The sequence below is a fragment of the Rivularia sp. PCC 7116 genome, assembly GCF_000316665.1.
Taxonomy (GTDB): domain Bacteria; phylum Cyanobacteriota; class Cyanobacteriia; order Cyanobacteriales; family Nostocaceae; genus Rivularia.
In genome coordinates this window covers 8,408,210-8,429,753 of the sequence record NC_019678.1, presented here as the reverse complement: position 1 = coordinate 8,429,753, position 21,544 = coordinate 8,408,210, and the positions used below count along the sequence as shown (strand labels likewise).

Below are 21,544 nucleotides of genomic sequence, written 5' to 3'. Positions count from 1 at the left end.
ACAAGTTAATTTAATCGTAGAGATGTAGTTTTACTACATCTCTAAAAGCACGGACTAATTCATAATTAATTCCGATGCTTTGGATTCAACTTCTATGGGTTGATTTTGCCGTTGAGAAATCGGAAGATAATAATTACTCCGTCCTTCACGTTTTACCCGACGATAAGACTGCCATAAACACCAAGGTGCAGCAAGATTTCCAGCAATTTCTAATAGAATTAAGCCAATGGGATAATTGCTCCAACCCCTCAAGCGATAATAAATTCGCTTGAAATGCCACATTGGGGTATTTATCATTAAAGTAGGGAAAATTCGCCAATCACCATCCGCAAGCAAAGTAGTGAGATGATAAGAAACTATACCCTTGCTGTAACCGTGAAGTTGCCGACGCAATGCTTTCATGTCGCGACGGTGTTTGTGCCAGACCTGTGCTGTGGGTTCGTAGACTATTGTGTAACCAGCTTTTAGCACTTTATAGAAAACATAGATATCTTCTCCTACTCCCGAAGGCATACCGGGACCTAATGCTTCATTCATTAAACCAATTTTTGAATGTCTAAAGATACTGGTGCGGAAAGCTGCATTGGCTGTTGCACCTAGTTTCCAGGTTGGTGCTGCAAAAAACCGAAATTGCGTAAACCAATCGATCCCAACTTCCCATCCTTGAAACCCACGTCCCAAACCTCCGTCACCGTAGTTCTCAAATAAGTATTGCGATCTCGTTTCTAATTCAATAGGTAATGTATTCCCCGTAACAACCATTACGTCTTTTCTCGCGAAGGGAGTAACTAGTTTTTCTACCCAGTCTTCAGGTGCTATAACATCGTCATCAGTCGCGATCGCAATATCTCCACTGCAAACAATAAAGCCCATATTTCTCGCATAAGCTAATCCCCGACGTTTTTCGTTAACTAAAACTACCCCTGGAAATTCTGCAACTACAGGTGGAGTTAAACCGGAAGCTGAATTGTTATCGACAACAATAATTTCAACTTCTCTTTTCGTTTTTTGTGCTACTAAACTTTGTAAGCATTTACGTAAATCATCAGGTCTATCTAAGGTCGCAACTACTACGGAAACTGGGATATTTGTAGGTAATTGAATAGGTTGTGCTATTGGTTTCAAACGTTTAGTTAATGCTGCGAACGCTTGATTTTTGTTATCTTCTATCTCAATTAGCTTGTAACTGAGGTATTTTACAATCTCTTCGATTAGACGACTGGCACTAATTGATTGCTGTTGATTGCTGATATCGCAACTACCAATAGGAGAGTTATTCCAAGTCGCAAATACTCTGACACGGGAATAGTCTGCGATATCGGTTAAAGGTTGTATCGGTTGGGATAATTCAACTGTACGTACAGCGATAGCATTGTTAGGTTGAGAAACCTTCTGTAGCAATACCTGGGAAGAATTATTTCTTGATTTAACGGAAGGAATATCCCCATATTTATGAACTATGTTTGCCACATTTTTACGGGCTTTTTGATAAAGAGTTAAACCTTTGAAAGCCCCCCAAAGTTCAGCTAAGATTAAATCACGAGGAAAAAGTGAGGGAGAAATAAAGGAAATCAATAAGCGGCGGATATTCCAATAGCACATCCACCAAATACCTATTCTTAAAAAAGAAAGCCTTTGCTCGGGATAAGATAAAGCACCGCATACAAAATATGCATACAGACTTCCATTATTAGTAATTTGCTGGCGTAATTTTTCGTAATCCCGGCGATGTCGGTGACGTATCATCGCACTTGGTTCGTAAACTAGGGTATGTCCTTCTTTTATAACCCGAAAAAACATCTCTAAGTCGCCAGCACCATTAGTTACTGTACCAACATCTAAAGCTGGATCGAAATAACCAATTTCATCGAATACACAACGGCGATAAGCCATATTTGCACCCGTACCAAATTGTCCGGTACCTAATAAGTAATCGGGGACTTTTTCTCCTTTATTTACCCGATACCATTTGCGTTCAAAACCCCTACCAAAACCTCCATACATCTCAAATAATACTTGAGCTTCGGTTTCTAATTCATAAGGCACCACTAAGCCAGTTAAAGCCATAACTTCTGGATTTTCGGTAAATACTTTTGCTAAAGCTTTTACCCAACCACAGTCAACCACAACATCATCATCGGTATAAGCAATAATTTCGCCTTTAGCTTCAATAATAGCTCTGTTTCTTGCCCAATCTAAACCCGGACGAGGTTCGCAAACATAACGAATACCTGGACAACTTTCAACTAAGTTTTTAGTCTCCTCATTACTGGGAGCATTATCGATAACTAAAATATCTAAATTAGGATAATCTAGTTGTTTTAATCCTGATAAACATAATTCTAAATCAGAAGTTCTATCTCTCGTGCATACCGCAACGGTTACTAATGGTAAATTATCTCTAATTTCTGGCTGCGGCAAATCAAATAAATCTTCAATTTTCAGACTTTCTCTGGTTGTTGATGCTGCTAAACCATTTTCTAAAAGACGATTGATAATCGTTTCACTATATTGTTCTAAAATTAGCTTACTTAAACTTGTCGCCAGACACTTTCCATTAGTAACCGGGGCTTTCACATAACCAATTGGCAAACCATGCAAGCGCACTAATGCTTGTACTTGCATATAGCTCTCTAAATCTTGAATGTCTTGTAAGGGAAGACTTAATTCAACATCTACTACTTTAATTGGATACAACATAAAATTAAATTCCTTGGTTCTTTTTTACAGTAATAAAAGAGAAGTTATTTGCTAAGTGATAAACGATGAAATACTCTTCCTACGAAGAGTTGAAAATAGATGCGACCCAATCGCCGTTTATCAAAGTTATCAATAGTAATATCCTGATTACTAGCAATTAGTCCAAATAAACTTTTAATTGTTAGGGTATATAAACCAATCCGAAAAAAAGGTGTAATGAAGTCTACCTTTAATGCTTGAGATAGCCAATATAGAGCCTGATGATGATTGTTATACACGTTACTCTGTCGTGCTAAGTACATATAAAAACTACTCCTCGATAATCGATAAAATATGGTGGGAATTTTTCTATGTCTTGTTTGAATTTCTTTCAACATCAAATCATGAGATTTTGCCATTTTTTTATAGTCACCAGACATGGTATTCGCAATCTTGCGGTAGCCAATACAAAACTCTGGAATAACTTTAAATTTAAAATGTTCTGCAATTCGTAGATAAAAGTCCCAATCTTCACATCCTTGGGCATTTTGTGCTTTTAATTCACAGTTATAAACTCCGATTTTTTCTATACAACTACGTCGAATCAAAGTTGAACTCGCATTTCCTAGAAAGTTATGACATAGCAAAGTTGTGAAAACATCTCCCTCAATACTTGAAGCTCGGAAATTCCCAGTTAATTTACCTTGTTCGTTAATATCCACTGACCAGGAATAAACTAAACCTACAGATGTGTCTGCCTGCAAAAGACATTGCACCTGTTTTTCTAAATTTTGTGGATACCAAATATCATCAGCATCTATAGGCGCAATAAATTCTCCCTGAGATTGATTAATTCCTAAATTACGAGCTGCTGCTACTCCAAAATTTTCTTGTTGGAGTAAAGTGACTCGGCTGTCTTTTTGAGCAAAACATTTTACAATTTCTGCTGTTGTATCTTGCGAACCATCATCTATTACTAAAACTTCAAAATTTTTATAAGTTTGAGATAGTACAGATTCTAAGGTTGTAGTTATAAAATTTTCTGCATTATATGCCGGAATAATTACTGAAACTAAAGGAGTTAAATTAGTTGATTGCTTGATTCTTTTTTCGTTTATCGTTAAGCTGTGCATTCTCATCAATTTATCTATATTTGCGAATATTTAGGACAAGTAAGATTGTGAGGTGTTTCTTGATGTAAACAATGAATAGATTTTAAATACCAAAAAACAACAAGTAGTGGTAGAACATATTTATCCCAAGGAAATGCTTTCATCATCAAAGTACAGTTAACTAATAAAATCCAAAAGGCAATATCAATACGATGAGAAAATCGCACAATTCCTATGAGAGCTAAGACATAATATAAAGTCAGCATTAAAAAATTATTTGGTAGTATTTGACCGATATTTGTTAATAGTCCGTGACTTTGTAATGGTGGAAATATCATGAAAAGCATCAGTAAGATAAAGGCTAATGAAAAATTCTTTAGCGTTAGTAGCTTAGGGGCATTAATATGAGGGCTAAATAAAAGGCGAGTATAGAATAAACATAATTCTGGGATCGCAAAATATAATCCCACACAAGCAAGAAAATACAGGCTACTATCAGGTGCAACAGAAAACAAACTTTGCTGTACTTCTGGTGTATTTGTTCGGGCAAGTCCAGCTTGAGGAGCAATGCCATTAAAGAATATAAACCATCCTAAAATTGATAATGAAGCAATTAATGGCATGACCAATCTAGTTGAGAATATATTATTTTCAATTTGATTGTGATTTTTATTTTTTAATTGGCTGTCTTTAATATGATGTTTGTTTCTTTTTCTCAATATATATAATTGATTTTTAAAAACATCAAATAATTCAAAAGCGAGTATAGATACCGGAAATACCAACATATATTGACGGGATGCAATTGCCAATATAAAAGCTATGCTACTAATAATATTGAAAGAGCGAATGTAGAATACAAATCCTAAAAATACAAAGAAGGTGGCGATGATATCAGTGTAAAAATAAGTGCTCAATCGGAAGTAATAAGGGCATAATAATAAACCGCATATTGCAAGCACTGAAGATTTACGATGTTCAGGTTGAGCAAATCCGATAATACAGGTTATCCAGAACGAAAGAATCATATTCAAGAGTCTTCCGGCAAATATGCCACCTTTAAAAATACGTTCTAGATTACCAAAAATAATAAATGGTAGCGGTGTATTGAGTTCTCCATAATTTTTCAATAAATTTAAGTCGGGAATCAAACTTTTTGCAAAAAGTAAAGTTGTTTTCCAGTAATGCGGTTCATCTGACTTCGGTGTAAATTGAAGCCAATTGAGAGAAATAAATACTATTAAATATATAATAATATTTATTAAAAAGAAGAATATTTTATATCTTCTATTCTGCAATTGTGATAATTCCATTGGATAAAATATGTGGAAAATCGCGGCAATATTATATTTAACGAGCATTGGGTTAATAGATAGACACACCCACTCAGAATTTTATTTCACTAAAATTCGATCGTCTGCTTTTGGCTTGGTTGTAAATTCTTCGTGATAAGACCTTTCCGTATTCACTTCCCACAAATCATGCTTCTCACCCAAAATATTTTTTGCCGCTAACAATCCTGTCAGCATTGAATGGTCTTGGTTATTATAACGATGCATTCCATTACGACCAGTCGTTTGCAAATTTTCAAATGTTTGCAAATAATTTTGAATTACTTGTAGATTTTTGCGATATTCATGGTCGTATACTGGATAAGCTTTGGGCTGACGAATAACCACTCCATCCTCTACTGTCTTACCCTTCGCTAATCCCAGAGATTCTAATTCTTGTTTTGCTAAATCAATTAACTCAACGTCCGACATTTCCCACAAGGATTCACCAGCATTACAAAAATATTCCATCCCCAAACAAGTCTTTCTAGAGTCAGGCACCATCGCAGGACTCCAATTTTTGAAGTTCTGTATTCGTCCTACTTGTACTCCAGGACTGTGGATATAAATCCAGTTATCAGGGAATAGGTCAGGTGCATCAACTATCAACGATACAATCAAGAAATCTCTATACTTAAGTTGGTTTGCAGCTTCAAATACTTCACTTGGTGGGGATGGATCTAGTCTGTTTATCAAAGTTGTTAGAGGCATACTAGAAATGAAATTTTCTGCCTCTAACTGAACTATATTGTCGCCTCGTTGTGCAATAACTTTTATTATCCGGCGATTATTATGTTCTAGACCGAGTACGCGGGTGTTCAAATGCACCTCTCCTCCTGCCATTTCCACCTTTTCTGCGAATCGCTGCCACATCATCCCTGGCCCCAACAAAGGATAATCAAATTCTTTAATTAGGGTTTTGGTATCATTACCACCAAATAAAGCATTAGTAATTGCTTTTTTAAGTGATAAACCTTTAATCCTTTGTGCTGCCCATTCTGCTTGAATCTGGTTGCAGGGAATTCCCCAAACTTTTTCTGTGTAAGTTTTAAAGAAAGTCTTGTAAAGTCTGACTCCGAAACGATTTATTACCCACTGCTCTAGATTTTCTTCAATGGTCAGTGGTTTTTGTTTTACTTTCAAATAAGACAACAAAATTAACAAACTTTCAAAGATACCAAGCTTGTATAAAGTATCAAAAGCACTTAAAGGATATTGAAAAAACTTTCCTTCATAGTAAATACGTGATAAACGTGGTGTCTTGATAAATTCATCTCCCAATACCTCGTTCCATAACTGTTGGACTTCAGCTACTTTAGTAAAAAATCGATGTCCGCCAATATCAAAGTGATAACCTTTATAGGTCTCGGTACGGGAAATTCCGCCTACCTTATCTGCTTGTTCCAAAACAATTGGCTGAATACCTTTTTTGACCAATTCATAGGCAGCAGTTAATCCAGCAGGACCTGCTCCAACAACTAAAACAGAATTATTTTTCATGTTTTGATATTTAAGTGTTGTTTATCGTACAATGCCAAAGTCAAACGCAAAATTATACTTTTGCTTTAGCTGAGTCAAAAACTGAACATTTTAAATCTATTTAGATTAGTGATTACAGCCTTGCTATATTTGGTGATTTATTTTGGTAGACAGAATTAGGAGTAAGTTTGGATGCAACCAACTCAGACCAAAAATATTTCGCGGTACCAAAAGCAAATGCAAAACCACAATAGGTATAGTAAAACCAATGCCAGGGAATCACAGTTAAGGCGAACCAAAAACCACGTTTATTATGAAAGAAATAATAAACAGGTGAATTTAATTTTAATAGGAATAAACTAGCAATTAAAACAACTGCAAAAAATGCAGGGTGCCACCAAACTACAACTAAAGAACACAGTAAAATATAGACAATCAACGTACTCAAGCGGCTTTTAAGTTCCAAGTTTAAGTCATTACTTAAATTGCGCGATCGCCAAATTAATTCCGTCCAAGGTATGGCACGATAAAATAATTCAGCTTTTAGTAGAGAAAACACATCCCAATACTTTAAATGCTTAACTTGCAAATCCTTACAAAGCCGAATTTTATAGCCAGCAGCCTTAAGACGAGAGCCTAATTCAATATCTTCTATGCTAGGTCGGCGATAGCTTTCGTCAAACCCTCCTATAGAGAGAAAAATTTCCCGACGAATAGCCCCGCAAGCACCCCAAAAAGTAGAAGCTTCTTCTCTAGCTTTCTGATGAGTATAATGATGAAATAAGTTTTTATACTGCGATAAGAAATTGCTAGCTCCTGGGGCATCATCATAAGAACCAATTACAGCCGCTAAGTCCGGTTGAGCATCAAAAGCTCTCTGTACTTGACTAATTGCTTTCTGAGAAATAACAACATCAGCATCCACGAAGAAAATAATATCTCCTTTTGCTGCCCATGCACCCAAATTTCTAGCTCTCCCAGGACCTCCAGATATAGGCAGTTTGATGACTTTTAAACCAAATTCTTCAGCTACAAGAGAGGAACCATCAGTATCTCCATCTGCTACCACAATGATTTCTGTTGAGGGAGTTACTACTTGAGTCAAACTAGATAAACAGTGACGAAAATTTGTGCCGCCATTGTATACAGGAATAATTACAGAAACAGTGCATTCATGGTCAGTCATTTTCCTCCTATTTAACTGCAAATAAGTAAGCAGTATGAATAAGTATCTACCTTCATTCTAGTGATTTAAACAACTTAAGCACCAGAAAAAATACTTATTTTGTTATAGAAATAAAAACTTTAATGATAAACCCGAATAGTATCGGTTTCCCCTATCGCAGATGAAAGAGGGTTTATTAATTGGAACTTTAGAGCCTATTAAATGAATTCTTAGGCTGACTCAAGCAACCTCTACTGATTCCACTAAGTTCTATGCCTAATAGCATTATCGCTACTTTACGGATTATGTTTGCTGCACCATTTTATGTCTTATTAAATAACCTATATAAACGACCCACACCATGATAGACATTAAGTATCTAGGCAGATAAATCTGCTAATATCGCTTTTCCACCCTGGGTTGAAAAGCGCGGGCGTGACCTCGCTCTGTCTGTTTGCGCGTTAACTAACTCACCTCCGCAACCGGGAAAACAATAAATCAACTTCTCTAATCCTTAACAACACCATAATTAAACTAAAAATTATCAAACCAAAAATTGCAGAAACGCTCAGTTGAACCAAATCAAATATCAATCCTTCAGCTTGCCAAACTCTTTCAATTCCTAAACTCGTAACCCAAGAAGTTAAACCCGTAATTGTACTAGCTAAAGTCAAACCTAAAATTGGTAAACTCCATTCTCTCCAACGTAAACCGTTAAGTTGACGATGCAGATAAATTAACAGCATTCCTCCAGCAATTAAATTCACACCCATCGAAGCGAATACTAAACCCGATATTCCAAAGCTTTTAACTAAAAAGTAATCTAAGCCAAAATTGAGTAAAATATTAAATCCGCTGATGCGAAACGGGGTTTTAGCATCATTCAACGCATAACATACCCGCGTTAATATTTGTCTTCCAACACTGGGGAACATTCCCAAACTATAAGCTACTAAAACCGACGAAACCATTTGCACTGCTTGATTATCAAATGCCTGACGCTGGTAAACTATTTTGACGATGGGAGTCGCTAACGCCATCATCAAAGCACTCAAAGGTAAAATTATCAAAGCTGTAACTACAATACTTTGACGAACTTGTTCTTTAAGTTGATCCCATTCTTGATTTGCAGCGAGTCGGGAAAAGCTTGGCAGTAGCGGAACTAACAATATACTTGATAACAATCCTCTCGGCGTTTGCGAAAGTAATTCAGCATAGCTAAGAGTTGCAGCCGCTTGCGGAATAAAAGAAGCAAAGCGTAAATCTACGTAAAGGTTGATATTAGACATACCAGCCGAAAGTGTCGCTGGAGCCATTAACCGCATAACTTGCTTAACTTCCCCAGAGCGAAAATTAAACCGGGGACGAATTGTTAATAAACCGAACCGTGCCTGTACGATTAACTGCACAAACCATTGAAGTAAAGCACCCGCTAAAGTTGCCGCAGCCAAAACCATTCCACCCAAAAGCAGATTTTGTGGTGCGTTAATTTCATCTCCCAAACGCCAAGCTAAAATACCCAAACTTGAAATTACAGCAATACTAGATAACATTGGACTTACGGAAGGTAGCCAGTATAAATCTGCTGCATTCAAGCTACCTACTCCGACTCCAATTAGCCCAGCTAACAAAGCCAGAGGAGCCATAATTTGTAACTGTAAAATGGCAATTTCTCTAACTTGAAAATTTAATCCCGGTGCTAATAAGTCAATAAGAAAAGGTGCGAAAATAATTATTAGCAAGGTGAAAGGAATCAAAATCAAAGTTAATAGAGTTGCAATAGCCGCAACTAAATCCTTGCTATCCTCTTCATCCCTTCTCGCTAAAATGCTGACTAAAGCAGTATGCAAAGGCCCATTTAAGCCGCCGACAACAATCAGTAAAAACCCAGGAATAATATAAGCATAATTAAACGCATTTGCTACAGCACCCACTCCAAAAGCCGCAGCAATACAAGTCGAACGCAGCAACCCGAATAATTTGCTGACGAGAGTTGCGATCGCGACTATTCCGGCTATGTTTTTTAATGAGCGAGATTTCATGTGAGAGGGGGAAGAGAGGGAAGAGGGGGGAGAGGGGGAAGAGGGGGGAGATAATTTTTGATAACTCCTAAATCCCTAAATCAGAAATCCAAAAATTAATAACAACTAACAACTAACCACTAACAACTAACTTCTTCATCGCCGTTTGCAAAATCACTTCAATCAATTGTTTGTAAGATAAACCATTTTGCAGAGCAATTTGAGCTAAGGAGCGTTTTGGGTGAAGGGTTGCGTCGGCGTTGATATCTAATAAATATGCTTGATTGTCGTTGTCAACTCGAAAATCGAAAGTAGCATAATCTAAAGGTTTGAGTAATTGCATTAAATCTAAACTTATTTCTCGCAACTTCCGCAACTGTGGAATATACAAATCTACGTTTATTTTTTGGAAACCACCGCGTCTTTTTGCTTGTAAATCTAATACTTGCTGTTGCATAACTGCGCCTTCTGTCGTTACAGTTTCTACCGCTCCAATAAAAACAGGAGCATCATTTCCTACGACACCCACGGTAATCTCACGCCCGGAAATAAATTGCTCGCATAATACGGCGGCTTGAAACTGCTGATGTAATTGCTTTACTTTATTCTGTAATTCCGCTAATCCTGCTGATGCTTCCCAAACTTGCAAACCTAATGAATATCCTTCGCAAGCAGGTTTGAGAATACATTTTTTCCAAGGTGGTTGTGTTATTTCCTCATCAACTCCATAACGATACCAAGCTGGTGTTGAAATTCCCCTCCACTGCAAAACGGGTTTGAGAAAGTCTTTATTCAACGTCAGACTTTTTACCGTTGCATCTCCACCAGTGTAGGGTATACCCAATTGCTCTAAAATTGCCGGTGCTAAAGCGGTACGATTGCGCGATGTTGTTCTAACTGAAAGATTCCAGATGAATTCGGGTAATTGATTTTGTCGCCATCTTTCTAGTAAAGCGTCTAATGTTCCGATTAAATCAACTTCATAACCGAGTTCTTTTAAATTAGTTGCAACGGCTTCCACTTCTTCAGTTTCGCGCCAGTGGTAGTGGGTTTCAACACTCGCGCTAGGGTTTGACATGATGTCGGATTGACTCTCGAATAAGATTCCGATTTTTTGCATTTATTTTTTAACATTGATATTAATATCCCAGCCCGCTTCACCCAATTAATCATAGTATTATTTAAATTTGTTCGCGTTCTTCCATTAACAAAATTATTCCTTGAATATTTGATTTTGAATTATTAAGAGGAGTTAAAATGATTTGACATTCAATTGATTTACCTCTGCGATTTCTGGCATTTAATGTCAGTTCATGACTATTTCTTTCACCATTAAGAATTGCTCGTAGCGGTTGTCTGAGTTGTTCTACAGGTAAACCAATATCTAAACTCATAAAGTGTTGTGAAAATACTTCCTCAAACCGCAATCCCCATAAGTCTTCTGCTTTACGGTTCCAAATCAAAATCTGCAATTCGCTACTTAGAACTACTACCCCAGAACGTAAACTTGTCAAAATAGACTCTAGAAAAGTATTAACTCGGTTGAGTTCTTCACTACTTTCGCGCATTTCTTCGTTCATTGTCTGCAATTCTTCGTTGCTAGATTGCAGTTCTTCGTTCATTGTTTCCAATTCTTCGTTGGTAGATTGCAATTCTTCATTGGTTGTTTCTAGTTCTTCAACAGTTGATTGTAATTCCTCGTTGGTAGTTTCTAATTCTTCATTCGTGGATTGGAGTTCTTCGTAAGCTGTTTCTAGCTCTTGGTTGGCATGGACTAATTCTTGCTGCAAATGTTTAAAGCGGGTAACGTCACTAAGAATAATTTTGATTCCTAATAGTTCATCGGTACTGTTATGCATTAATGGCATAATCTGCACATCAAGATACTTGGTTTCGCGCTCTGGAGTTGACCATTCTATGTCTTTTAAAGAAATAGCACGTCGGTTGCTGTGAACTTGGTCGATTCGCGATCGCAATTCTACAGGACGATAGGAAATTTCTAAATCTTGTAACGAACGACCAATATCTTTAATATTAATATTAAATATATTACGGGCTTTTGCGTTGGCTAAAATAATTGTGCTTTTGGCATCTAAAACTATTTGAGCAACTGGGTCTATTTCAAAGACTGCTTCATAAATGCGCTGACGCTCAATCATTTGAGGAACTTGTTTTTGGTTGTTTGAGTAACCCATTTCCATGACCATTTCTCGAAAGTTACCGTTATGAATTTTGGTAAATATTCGTTGTTTTAAATCTAAAGGTGAAAATAAATTATTGCGGCTAAACAGCATTTCGGCTTTACCCAAAAACAAGAAACCACCATTATTTAAAGCAAAGTGAAAGCGGTCGATAATTTTACTTTGGGTTTCGCTATTAAAGTACATTAAGGTGTTGCGGCATATCAGCAAGTCAATTCTAGAAATAGGTGCATCCTGCACTAAATCATGACGGCCAAAAATCACCCCGCGACGCAATTCTTTTTGCACGCTGAAATGATTATTTATAGGCTCAAAATATTTGTCTAATAATTCTGAGGGAATATTTGCGACTTGTTTATGAGTATAATTTGCATGGCGAGCATATTTTAAAGCTTCCATATCTACATCTGTCGCGAAAACTTTGACTCGCTGCGAGTATTCTTCCATACCCAAAGCTTCCGCTAGCAAAATCGCAACGGTGTAGGTTTCTTCTCCAGAAGCGCATCCAGCACTCCATATACGAATTGCCTTGTTAGCTTGCTTGTTATTAATGATATTCGGAATAATTTCACTAGCGATATATTCCCAAGCTGCTGGTTCTCGGAAGAAAGCGGTGACATTAATTAAAATTGTATTGAATAGCTCAGCAAATTCGTCCGGATGAACCTCTAAATAATCTAAATACTCGACATAGTTTTCTATATCAATTATTTGCATCCGCTTGCGAATACGACGACTCAAACTAGCACGTTTGTAACCGCTAAAATCAAAGGCACGGTTATTTTTTATGTATTCTAATAAACTTTCTAATTCGGGGTTTTCTGGTGTATCTTTCATGTAATATCCTATGCCCAAATATATAAAATATGGGAAGTAATTCTGATATTAAATTTATTTGCTCCGAACAATTTTACTATTGGATGGCTTCGTTAAAGTCCCTCTTTAAAAGGGCGATAATGGGGGATATAAACGCTTTAAAAAATCTAAAAGACTATTATGTAGAGTTGCCATATCCATGTCTACGAAATCAGTTTCTATTTCCATCTGCTGGGACACGGGGTTATTTGTTTTGGCTTCCACGGGTGTATTTGCTAGTTCTACTAATGCCTGGGGAATCTCCGACAATGGCAAAATATAATCAATGTCTTCAACGTGACGAATCGCACTACGCGGCATTCCTTTATAAATAGCATCTTCCGGACTTTGCACAATTGCCGTACCACCGCGCATTTTTACTGCTTGCAGTCCTGCGGTACCATCATCGAGGGTACCTGTAAGTATTACTCCCACCACTCGCTTTCCGTAAGCCCTTGCTGCACTACGAAATAAAGGGTCAATAGCGGGACGATGGTTGTTTTCTTTAGGTCCGCGTAGCAAATTAATATATCCGGGTTCAACGAATAAATGATAGTCCGGTGGAGCAATATAAATATGCCCTGCACGAATTTCTTGATTATCTTTAGGATGAGAAGCTGGTAATTTTCCAGCACGGTTAAGAATTTGCGGTAGGACGCTAGTGGCGTAAGTCGGTATATGTAAAACTATGAATATGGCAGCATCTAAATCCGATGGTAAATAACTTACTAAATTAGAAAGCGCTTCTACACCACCAGCCGAAGTACCAATAACAACGATATCTCTTTTGTATTTGATATCTCCTCCTAAATGCAGCGAGGGAAACCATTTCACGCTGCTTATATTAGACTAGCAGTTGTTAGGAATTAGGAGTTAGGAGTTATAAGTTAAGAGTTAGGAGTTAGGAAGAAGTTGTTAATCACCAATGCCCAATGCCCAATGCCCAATGCCCTATTCCCTACTCCCATTTAAAACATCTTTTATCGCTTCTAATAATTCCTCAAGAGTATAAGGCTTGTGTAAAAATGCTTCTACTCTAATATTATCTGCTTGTAAAAGCTGGCGATTGGAGTCAAGTCCGCTGATAGCAATAACTTTGACATCGGGATTCATTCGTCGCACAACTTGAATAACTTGGGAACCATCTATTAAAGGCATTTGAATATCTATCAATACCAAGCTAATTTCATTTTTGTGCTGAGCATATAAGGAAAAAGCCTCAAAGCCATCAATAGCAGCAATTATTCTATAGTTATGGTATTCAAGGGTGTTTTTAGTCGTTTCTCGAATATATGTTTCATCGTCCACCACCAGAATTAATTCCCCGTTACCGTTGCTTACCTTGGAGTCAGATGTTTGTTTTATTTCTTGTTGCTGGGTGGCGGGCAAATATATCTGAAACTGAGTACCTTTACCTACTTGACTGGAAACCTTGATAAAACCAACGTGGTTTTTGACGATGCCAACTGCTGTAGAAAGCCCCAATCCCGTACCTTTTCCTACTTCCTTGGTGGTGAAAAACGGATCGAAAATTCTATCCTGAATTTCTTTTGGTATACCACATCCGGTATCGGCAATGGTTATCTGTACGTAATCACCAACCCTTGCCCCTGGATTCATGCTGCTATATTTTTGATCGATGTATCGATTTTTAGCTAAAATCGTGAGTTTACCCCCCTCTGGCATGGCATCGCGAGCGTTAACGCACAGATTCATCAGTAATTGATGTATTTGGGTTGGCTGTGCTTGTAATATCCACAGCGGATTTGGTATTTGAGAACTAAATTCAATTGATTTAGGAAATGTACTTTCGACAATCTGCTTAATTTCCCTCGTTAGGTTTACTAATTGGATGGGAACGTAATTTCCTTCTGCTCCCCTAGCAAAATATGTAATTTGCTGAACAAGCTCGGCAGCGTGATGGGAGTTATCTTCCAGCATTTTGAGAATAAACCGACTTGACTCTTCTAAATCGGGAAGTTTAAGTTGTAGTAGTTGAGTGCCTGTAAGAATAGGGGTTAATATATTATTCAAATCGTGAGCGATACCACTAGCTAAGGTACCCAGACTTTCCAGACGTTGCGCTCGATAATATTGGGCTTCGAGTTGTTTTTTCTCGGTGATGTCGGTGTTAACTATTAAAATTGATTTGGGGTTACCTTGTGCTACCTCTTCCCTTGCTCTCTCCTTGCTAATGTGAGGTGTTTCATTGTTATCTTGCTCGTCGCGCATTAAAGTCCAACGACTATAGGCAACTATTTCCTTACCACTTTTTGTAACTTGCTGCAACTCACCCGACCAAAAATTTTCTTCTAAGACAGTGGCAAAAGCTTTTTCAATTTCAGAGGAATTGCTGCTATCCAAAAACTCTTGAATCGTGTGATTTTTCACTTCATCTGCAAGCCATTTATACAAACTTTCTGCTCCTTGATTCCAGAACAGTATCTGCTTCTCCAAATTGCAAACTATGATTGCATCTGTTGTAATATCAAGTAGAGCAGCCTGTTGTTTAATTTTCTCCTCTGCTTCCTGTCTGCGTTTGGAAATATCGCGAATCATTAACCGCTTGCCCACCAGCTTACCCTCTAGATTGTTTATGCTGGTTATAGTAATTGTGACGTAAAAAGGAGTGCCTCCTCTGGGCTGTATCGGACATTCCCAATCTTCCACCCGCTCTACAAAGTTCACTTGAGTACGAAAGGTTTTACGGTTTTGCTTGGGAATAAAAATAAATATTGGTTTACCTATCAGATATTTTGGGGAAACACAAAACAAATTTATAGCTGCACGGTTAGCTTCTTGAATAATTCCATTGACATCAGTGACTAAATAGGCATCGGGAGCAAACTCGAACAAATCCTCATAACGCTGTTGCTGTAACTTTGCATTTTCATGAGCGATAAGTAATTCTTCGTTTTGCTGGCGTAATTCTTCTTCTAGAACAGCTTGTTCTTCAAGGCTTTCGCTTAATTGTTGATTGACTTTAACAAGTTCGGCATTTGTTTGTGAAACTTGTTTCTCCGACTCGATGGAAGCTTGAAACTGTTCTTCCTGGCTGTGTTGGAATTGAGTCATTTTCAAAGGAAATTTTTGGTTTACTTGTACTAATCGTGCTGTTTTTGCTTCTAATTCTTGCTTTAAACCAGTAAACCAATGTTTTGTAACACAATATTCTGCTGGTAAACAACTAGAGTTAGTGACAATTCTTACCAATTATCCAGCATCCCAACTACCAGCAATTGTTGTACATATTTTCGCTGCATGAGAAGACGAGCATCAAGGAGCGAGTCATTTGGATGCACGTATAATAAGGGAGCGCTCATCACTGTTTGCGCTTCAATATTCTCTAAATCCAGTTTTAAAGCTTGAATTTGCTCAATATCGCGCTCTGTAATTATGCCTACAGGAAAAACTGCTTCTTCTGATTCCTCTTCTGCAACTACAACAAAACTAACTTTCTTCTCTGCCATCATTTGAGGGATATGAAGTACGGAGACAGTTGGAGATATATAAGCCACTTCTGTCTGCATTACTTCCGACACAATTCGCACTCTTTGTAAATTCATAGATGACAAATCTTGAATTATGTTTGTAGGTGTCAATTTAATTTGGGATTTGAAATTTGGGATTGTAGAGATACATTTACATTAAGCTGTTTTCCAAGGATAATATTGCCTCTCTATATCTTCCGCAACAATGCCCCTTAATGGTTATTTCCAATTCGCTTAATTCAATAAATTCCTTTTAATTAAGTATTTGTATCCTTAATTATTATAAATATTTAAGCTTATTTTGTAAGATATAGAGAAAATAGTATACATTTATTTAGGTTTATAAATATACCAAAAGTTAGACAATCACTGTGAGGTTATGGTTAATTTTATTACTGCGTTAAATAAATCAAAGAGCGTGCAATAGATTCAAGAGTTTGATGACTATATTTGATAATTTTTTACCAGTCATTTTTATCAGTTGTGGTTTAGCTGCTTAATTTGAAAACGTAATTGATAATTTTATGAATACATAATGGTGCGTTACGGCATTGTCTAATACCAATTCTGTATGAGGTTGCGCTAAATTGCCCGCAGCCTATAAGGCTGGGGCTATTCAAACAAAGCCCATCTACATGGGCTATATTCGGCGCATCTTTATAAAGAAATGGTATAACTAATAACCTTTTAAATTAGTCGCAACAGCTTCCACTTCTTCAGTTTCGCGCCAGTGGTAGTGAGTTTCAACACTCGCGCTAGGGTTTGACATGATGTCGGATTGGCTCTCGAATAGGATTCCGATTTTTAGCATTTGTTTAAACGCAAAGGAGCGCGGAGGTAGCGCTGAGGTACGCAGAGTTTTTTGAGATTGCACAATTATATAAGGAGTTTAATTAAACCACGAAAGTTCTACTCGTCGTCATCTTCCTCATATTTCTCTAGTGAATTAATGAACTCGTAAAAAAATTTGGAAACAAGATGTATATCTTCTGGATATTTAGAAAGTTTTTCTCCGATTGTTTCTTCAGCATCATGCTGCCAAAAATAAACGCATCCTTTATCTTCTCCATGCACAGAAAGACATACTAAATTACCGAATGCATCACAAGCAATAGGTAAAAAATTAGGAGGAATTCTATCTTTAAAAGTATGGTAGTTTCTAATTAAGTCATAGCCATTACCGGGCAACATACCAAAACAGACACTAAGTAACTGTTCATCACTCTCTTCGTATGAGTTAAAAAAATTATAAACTACATTATTAAATGCAAAACCACTATAATTCAATATAAACTCTAAGTAATCTGGTGGAAGTTCGCAGGTAGTTTCATTTTCTAAGTTTTTGATATACTCTTCATAATCTACTTTCGGTTTGATAGGAATAATACAGTAGCCTTTAAGTAATTCAATCTTTTGCTTATATTTGCTCATAGTAATTACATTATTAGGACTTACGCAACCGGCACATTTTTCTTGTAGGGTGCTGTGACACTTTGAGTAACTGTGAACGTAGTAACGATGTTTTCAGTGTCACGCACCAAACTGGCATTGTGACAATTGCGTAAGTCCTGATTATTTTAAAAGGATATATAAAATAGATACAATTTTCTACAAATAGAAATACACTCTTATTAATATTTTTTAAGTTTATAAATATTTTTGTTGCTATTTAGATACCGTTAGTGAATTTACAACCTTAGACAAATTATAAATAACCAATTTATATCCCTGCCTGCTTCACCCAATTAATCACAGTATTATGAGAAATTCCTGTCTTCTTCTCAATCGCTCGAAACCCCATACCTCCTCGATATAAATCTAAACATCGTTGCTTAACTTCCTCTGAATAACCCTTTGGCGAATAACTCTCTAAAAACTGCTTCCCACATTCTTTGCAAATATATCGCTGTTTATTTTGACGATGACCATTTTTAGAAATGCTGTCTGATTGGCAATGCGGACATTTTATTACTTCCAATTCTTGTGGAGTGGGCATCTTACCCGCCCTCCCACCAACATCATCCAATAAATGTGCAAAAAATTTCATTCTTAATTCGTGCATTATTTCATCCCCAACATGAGGATGCAAATAAGCTGTAACTAAATTCTTGATTTCAGAAATAATTTGCTGACGGTAGTTTTCATCGCTGCGTAAACCAACCAATAATAATGCATTACCAGATTGCGTGCATACGTCTGCTATTAAATGACACTTTTGAGCAGTCAAGCTGGGATTGCGTAAGGAAAGCACCTTTGCAAGTCCCTTAACAAATTCTTGAGTAAAGCTTTCGTCAATAGACTTAAAAATAGTGGGATTTGTAAAATATTGAATAAACATGACTTTAGGGGCGGGATTATCGAAGAATTTCAAGCATTTATCCACCATTTGCGCGATAAAGTCCTCTAAAGGCAGTTGAGCCATTTCTGAAGCAAACATTTGACTTCCTAAAATACGCCCTTGCTCGATGTGACGTAATTCCAAAGCGTGAAAAATCGCTAACTTATCGGGGAAGAATTGGTAAAGCGAACCGATTGCGGTATCAGCACGAGCCGCAATATCGTGAGTTGTCGCGACATCAAAACCCACTTCTAAAAATACTTCTGCCGCTGCATCTAAAATTCGATTTACCCGCTCTTGACTGCGTTTTTGCTTGGGTTGACGGCGCATTGATGGCTTTTTGTCTGTCATTTATTTAACTAATTTTCTTGCAACCTATTGACAAACGTGAATTATTTGTCATATTTTAGATTCAATAAAACATGAATTATATGTCGCATTTTTAGCGACTTGGAGTAATTCTTAAGGTACCCCATATTAATTTGCAATTTTGGAGTAAAAATATGAAACCAATTTTACCAGGTACCCCTTGGTTGATTGCTCACAAATCAATGTTGGGAGTAAACAAGCCGAATAAAATAACTCTCAACGGCAAGGATTATGTAATTTGGCAAAACGTTAAAGGGGAAGTGTTTGCATTGAATAATATTTGTCCCCATATGCAAGCACCTTTATCAAATGGCTGGATTTGTGAAGAGAGAAATACAATTGTTTGTCCTTTTCATGCTTTGCAATTTGATGGTAAAGGTAGATATCAGGATGGGAAGTTAAACAATCAACCTTTAGCTGAATCTCTGGGATTGCAAGTTATCGGAGATTATATATGGACTTATGGTGGATTTGAGCCTAAACAAGAAATTCCAGAATTGCATCAAAAAATCGCTTTGGAATACGAATTTTTAGGAATTGCAGGGGAAAAGAGTATTCAAGGCGATTTTTTAAGTAATCTGCTGATTAATTACGATTTTAATCATCAAAATGGAACTCATCGCGACTTATTTCAAATTGTTGCTAATAAAGTTACCGCTTCGGAAAAACAGGGATATACACTCAAAGTTCAACAGGAATCCACAAGAGCAAATAACAGCTTCAAAGAAATTCTTGGTAATCCAGTTTTAATGACTATTCCTAAAATTCTCAAAACAACCGTAGAATACATTTTTCCCTCAACGATTGTTTTATACGGTAAAGCTGCATTCGGCAATTTTGTGCAGGTGATTTCTCTTTATCCGGAGGCAGAGGAAAAAACTAAAGTTTTTGAAGTTGTATTTACTCAATTTCAATATCCATTTATGAAAAGTTTGTTTAAAAAATCGATGCTTAAAGCGATAGATACAGTTGTCGAGCAAGATACAACCGCTATCGAAAATTTATATCCCAAGCAGCAACCTAAAATTAAACTTCCCAATGAAGATATTTTGCATTATGCAGAGCAGCTTTATCGCAATTGGTAATTTTAACAGAGCGGTTTAGGAGTTTAATTCCAAGAGATAATTCATCATTTTCTTAATACATCATGGTGCGTTACGGCATTATCAAACATAATCATCTTTTCATAAAATTAATTCGTGCCGTAACACACCCTACAATTTAAATACCAATTACGAATTACGAATTATATTTACCCATTACCCTCTTCCAACCAAACCGTATCCTTATCAATATCAACCAGCATTAAACCAGACTTATCCAAACCTCTTCTTACCTGATGCCATCTAGCAGCTAACTGCATGGGTGAACCTTGCATTAAACCGACTAATTCTAACTTTCCATCAGAGTGCGTCAAGATATAGCGAAAGCGTTTCACCGAGCCGTTGCAACGCTGGCGTATTGCTTCTACTAACTGCATAGCTTCAATAATCGGCAATTGAAAATGAGTCGCGTGTTTTACAGGGCGCGGATGGAATAAATACTGAGGAATTACACCCAAGCGATGCAGCCTTTTAAATAATTCTGTCATTGTATCAACTTCTGCATTGACTCCGCGCATAAATGCAATTTGCGAAGTTAATAAACAACCTGCTTTTCGTAAGTTAAATAATGCTTTTTCTGCTAAAGGTGTGATTTCGCGGGGGTGGTCAAAATGACACTGAATTACTATCTGAAAGCGGGAATTATACTGTTGTAAAACCTCTAATAATTCTGGATCTGTAGTGAAGCGAGAGGGCAGAAAAGCGGGTAATTTACTGCTGATGCGAATTTGCCAAATGTGAGGAATTTGAGATAACGCTGCAAATAGGTTAACTAAACGGCGAGTACTGCAAACCATTGGATCTCCACCAGAAAGCAACACGTTATCAATTTCAGGATGCTGTTTAATGTAAGCTATAGCTTCTTGTAAATCCTCGATAGTTTCCTTTACCATCACATCTTTACTCATCAACCGTCGCCGAAAACAGTAGCGACAGTGACCAGCACAGGCTTGAGTGACGATTAATACCGCTGTCTGCTCGTATTTATGCTGTAAGCCTGGAATTACTGTAGAAAACTCTTCTCCACTAGTATCTAATGAGCCGATATCATTTTCTTCTTCGTCTGATGGAAGTAGTAATTGACGCAATGGATCGGCGGGATTTTGCCAGTTTACCAAGTCAGCGTAACCTACGGGAACCATTAAAGGAAAACGTTGTTTGGCATTATTAACGCGCTGCTTTTCCGAATCATCCAGAGACAACCAATCTTCAGCAGAGTTAGATAATTTTAAACTTTCGATTAACTCATCTCGCCAATTTTTAATTTGTGGAAGTTCCTTGGTTATTAATTCTTTCATAAATTATTGCTTCTCACACCATACCGCTCTCATTTTCAGGTTACAGGATTGAGTGGCTTTACTTGAAAAATATCTCTTTCGGTAGATATAACTTATTACAGT

General features: G+C 37.1%; 14 protein-coding genes and 2 pseudogenes. 1 reads left to right on the top strand and 15 read right to left on the bottom strand.

What is annotated here, in order from left to right:
* Positions 1 to 54: 54 nt before the first annotated feature.
* The 14 genes and pseudogenes from RIV7116_RS32295 to RIV7116_RS37290 all read right to left on the bottom strand — a co-directional run.
* A complete protein-coding gene (locus RIV7116_RS32295; protein WP_015122555.1) occupies positions 55 to 2,700 on the bottom strand; it encodes a glycosyltransferase in 2,646 nt (881 codons plus the stop codon).
* Between the two features lie 44 nt (positions 2,701 to 2,744).
* Positions 2,745 to 3,812, bottom strand: a complete 1,068-nt coding sequence (locus tag RIV7116_RS32290) for a glycosyltransferase family A protein (RefSeq protein WP_157229368.1) — start codon at positions 3,810 to 3,812, stop codon at positions 2,745 to 2,747.
* 14 nt (positions 3,813 to 3,826) lie between these two features.
* Positions 3,827 to 5,104 (bottom strand): hypothetical protein, encoded by a 1,278-nt coding sequence (locus RIV7116_RS32285; RefSeq protein ID WP_157229367.1) that lies wholly within the window; start codon positions 5,102 to 5,104, stop codon positions 3,827 to 3,829.
* 81 nt (positions 5,105 to 5,185) lie between these two features.
* Positions 5,186 to 6,622: an NAD(P)/FAD-dependent oxidoreductase gene (locus tag RIV7116_RS32280; protein WP_015122552.1), complete on the bottom strand. Its 1,437-nt coding sequence runs from the start codon at positions 6,620 to 6,622 to the stop codon at positions 5,186 to 5,188.
* Between the two features lie 112 nt (positions 6,623 to 6,734).
* Positions 6,735 to 7,787 (bottom strand): glycosyltransferase family 2 protein, encoded by a 1,053-nt coding sequence (locus tag RIV7116_RS32275; RefSeq protein WP_015122551.1) that lies wholly within the window; start codon positions 7,785 to 7,787, stop codon positions 6,735 to 6,737.
* Between the two features lie 449 nt (positions 7,788 to 8,236).
* Positions 8,237 to 9,808, bottom strand: a complete 1,572-nt coding sequence (gene murJ, locus RIV7116_RS32270) for a murein biosynthesis integral membrane protein MurJ (protein WP_015122550.1) — start codon at positions 9,806 to 9,808, stop codon at positions 8,237 to 8,239.
* Positions 9,809 to 9,920: 112 nt separating this feature from the next.
* A complete protein-coding gene (locus RIV7116_RS32265) occupies positions 9,921 to 10,865 on the bottom strand; it encodes a D-alanine--D-alanine ligase (RefSeq protein WP_232435749.1) in 945 nt (314 codons plus the stop codon).
* A 103-nt stretch (positions 10,866 to 10,968) separates the two neighbouring features.
* Complete coding sequence (locus RIV7116_RS32260) at positions 10,969 to 12,825, bottom strand: CheR family methyltransferase (RefSeq protein WP_015122548.1); 1,857 nt, start codon at positions 12,823 to 12,825, stop codon at positions 10,969 to 10,971.
* A gap of 105 nt (positions 12,826 to 12,930) precedes the next feature.
* A complete protein-coding gene (locus RIV7116_RS32255) occupies positions 12,931 to 13,677 on the bottom strand; it encodes a chemotaxis protein CheB (protein ID WP_015122547.1) in 747 nt (248 codons plus the stop codon).
* A gap of 117 nt (positions 13,678 to 13,794) precedes the next feature.
* Positions 13,795 to 16,056, bottom strand: a complete 2,262-nt coding sequence (locus tag RIV7116_RS32250; protein ID WP_015122546.1) for a PAS domain-containing sensor histidine kinase — start codon at positions 16,054 to 16,056, stop codon at positions 13,795 to 13,797.
* On the bottom strand, positions 16,050 to 16,445 hold the full coding sequence (locus RIV7116_RS32245; protein WP_198287566.1) for a CBS domain-containing protein: 396 nt from the start codon (positions 16,443 to 16,445) through the stop codon (positions 16,050 to 16,052). Before RIV7116_RS32245 ends, RIV7116_RS32250 begins: the two co-directional genes overlap by 7 nt.
* Before the next feature lie 798 nt (positions 16,446 to 17,243).
* Complete coding sequence (locus RIV7116_RS34380) at positions 17,244 to 17,765, bottom strand: SMI1/KNR4 family protein (protein WP_015122543.1); 522 nt, start codon at positions 17,763 to 17,765, stop codon at positions 17,244 to 17,246.
* 298 nt (positions 17,766 to 18,063) lie between these two features.
* A pseudogene (locus tag RIV7116_RS37295) lies at positions 18,064 to 18,303 on the bottom strand (IS1 family transposase); the annotation flags it as partial.
* Between the two features lie 120 nt (positions 18,304 to 18,423).
* Positions 18,424 to 19,002: pseudogene (locus RIV7116_RS37290) on the bottom strand (TetR/AcrR family transcriptional regulator); the annotation flags it as partial.
* A gap of 173 nt (positions 19,003 to 19,175) precedes the next feature.
* Between RIV7116_RS37290 and RIV7116_RS32230 the strand changes: the two are divergent.
* Positions 19,176 to 20,126, top strand: coding sequence for a Rieske 2Fe-2S domain-containing protein (locus tag RIV7116_RS32230; RefSeq protein WP_015122541.1), 951 nt, complete (start codon positions 19,176 to 19,178; stop codon positions 20,124 to 20,126).
* A gap of 167 nt (positions 20,127 to 20,293) precedes the next feature.
* Here the strand turns inward: RIV7116_RS32230 and RIV7116_RS32225 are convergent, their stop codons facing one another.
* Positions 20,294 to 21,442, bottom strand: coding sequence for a KamA family radical SAM protein (locus tag RIV7116_RS32225; RefSeq protein ID WP_015122540.1), 1,149 nt, complete (start codon positions 21,440 to 21,442; stop codon positions 20,294 to 20,296).
* Positions 21,443 to 21,544: the final 102 nt, after the last annotated feature.

Bases quoted from the DNA above. Each gene is read 5' to 3' on its own strand.
- RIV7116_RS32295 (WP_015122555.1), bottom strand. From the start codon at position 2,700: ATGTTGTATCCAATTAAAGTAGTAGATGTTGAATTAAGTCTTCCCTTA.
- RIV7116_RS32290 (WP_157229368.1), bottom strand. From the start codon at position 3,812: ATGCACAGCTTAACGATAAACGAAAAAAGAATCAAGCAATCAACTAAT.
- RIV7116_RS32285 (WP_157229367.1), bottom strand. From the start codon at position 5,104: ATGGAATTATCACAATTGCAGAATAGAAGATATAAAATATTCTTCTTT.
- RIV7116_RS32280 (WP_015122552.1), bottom strand. From the start codon at position 6,622: ATGAAAAATAATTCTGTTTTAGTTGTTGGAGCAGGTCCTGCTGGATTA.
- RIV7116_RS32275 (WP_015122551.1), bottom strand. From the start codon at position 7,787: ATGACTGACCATGAATGCACTGTTTCTGTAATTATTCCTGTATACAAT.
- murJ (WP_015122550.1), bottom strand. From the start codon at position 9,808: ATGAAATCTCGCTCATTAAAAAACATAGCCGGAATAGTCGCGATCGCA.
- RIV7116_RS32265 (WP_232435749.1), bottom strand. From the start codon at position 10,865: ATGTCAAACCCTAGCGCGAGTGTTGAAACCCACTACCACTGGCGCGAA.
- RIV7116_RS32260 (WP_015122548.1), bottom strand. From the start codon at position 12,825: ATGAAAGATACACCAGAAAACCCCGAATTAGAAAGTTTATTAGAATAC.
- RIV7116_RS34380 (WP_015122543.1), bottom strand. From the start codon at position 17,765: ATGAGCAAATATAAGCAAAAGATTGAATTACTTAAAGGCTACTGTATT.
- RIV7116_RS32230 (WP_015122541.1), top strand. From the start codon at position 19,176: ATGAAACCAATTTTACCAGGTACCCCTTGGTTGATTGCTCACAAATCA.
- RIV7116_RS32225 (WP_015122540.1), bottom strand. From the start codon at position 21,442: ATGAAAGAATTAATAACCAAGGAACTTCCACAAATTAAAAATTGGCGA.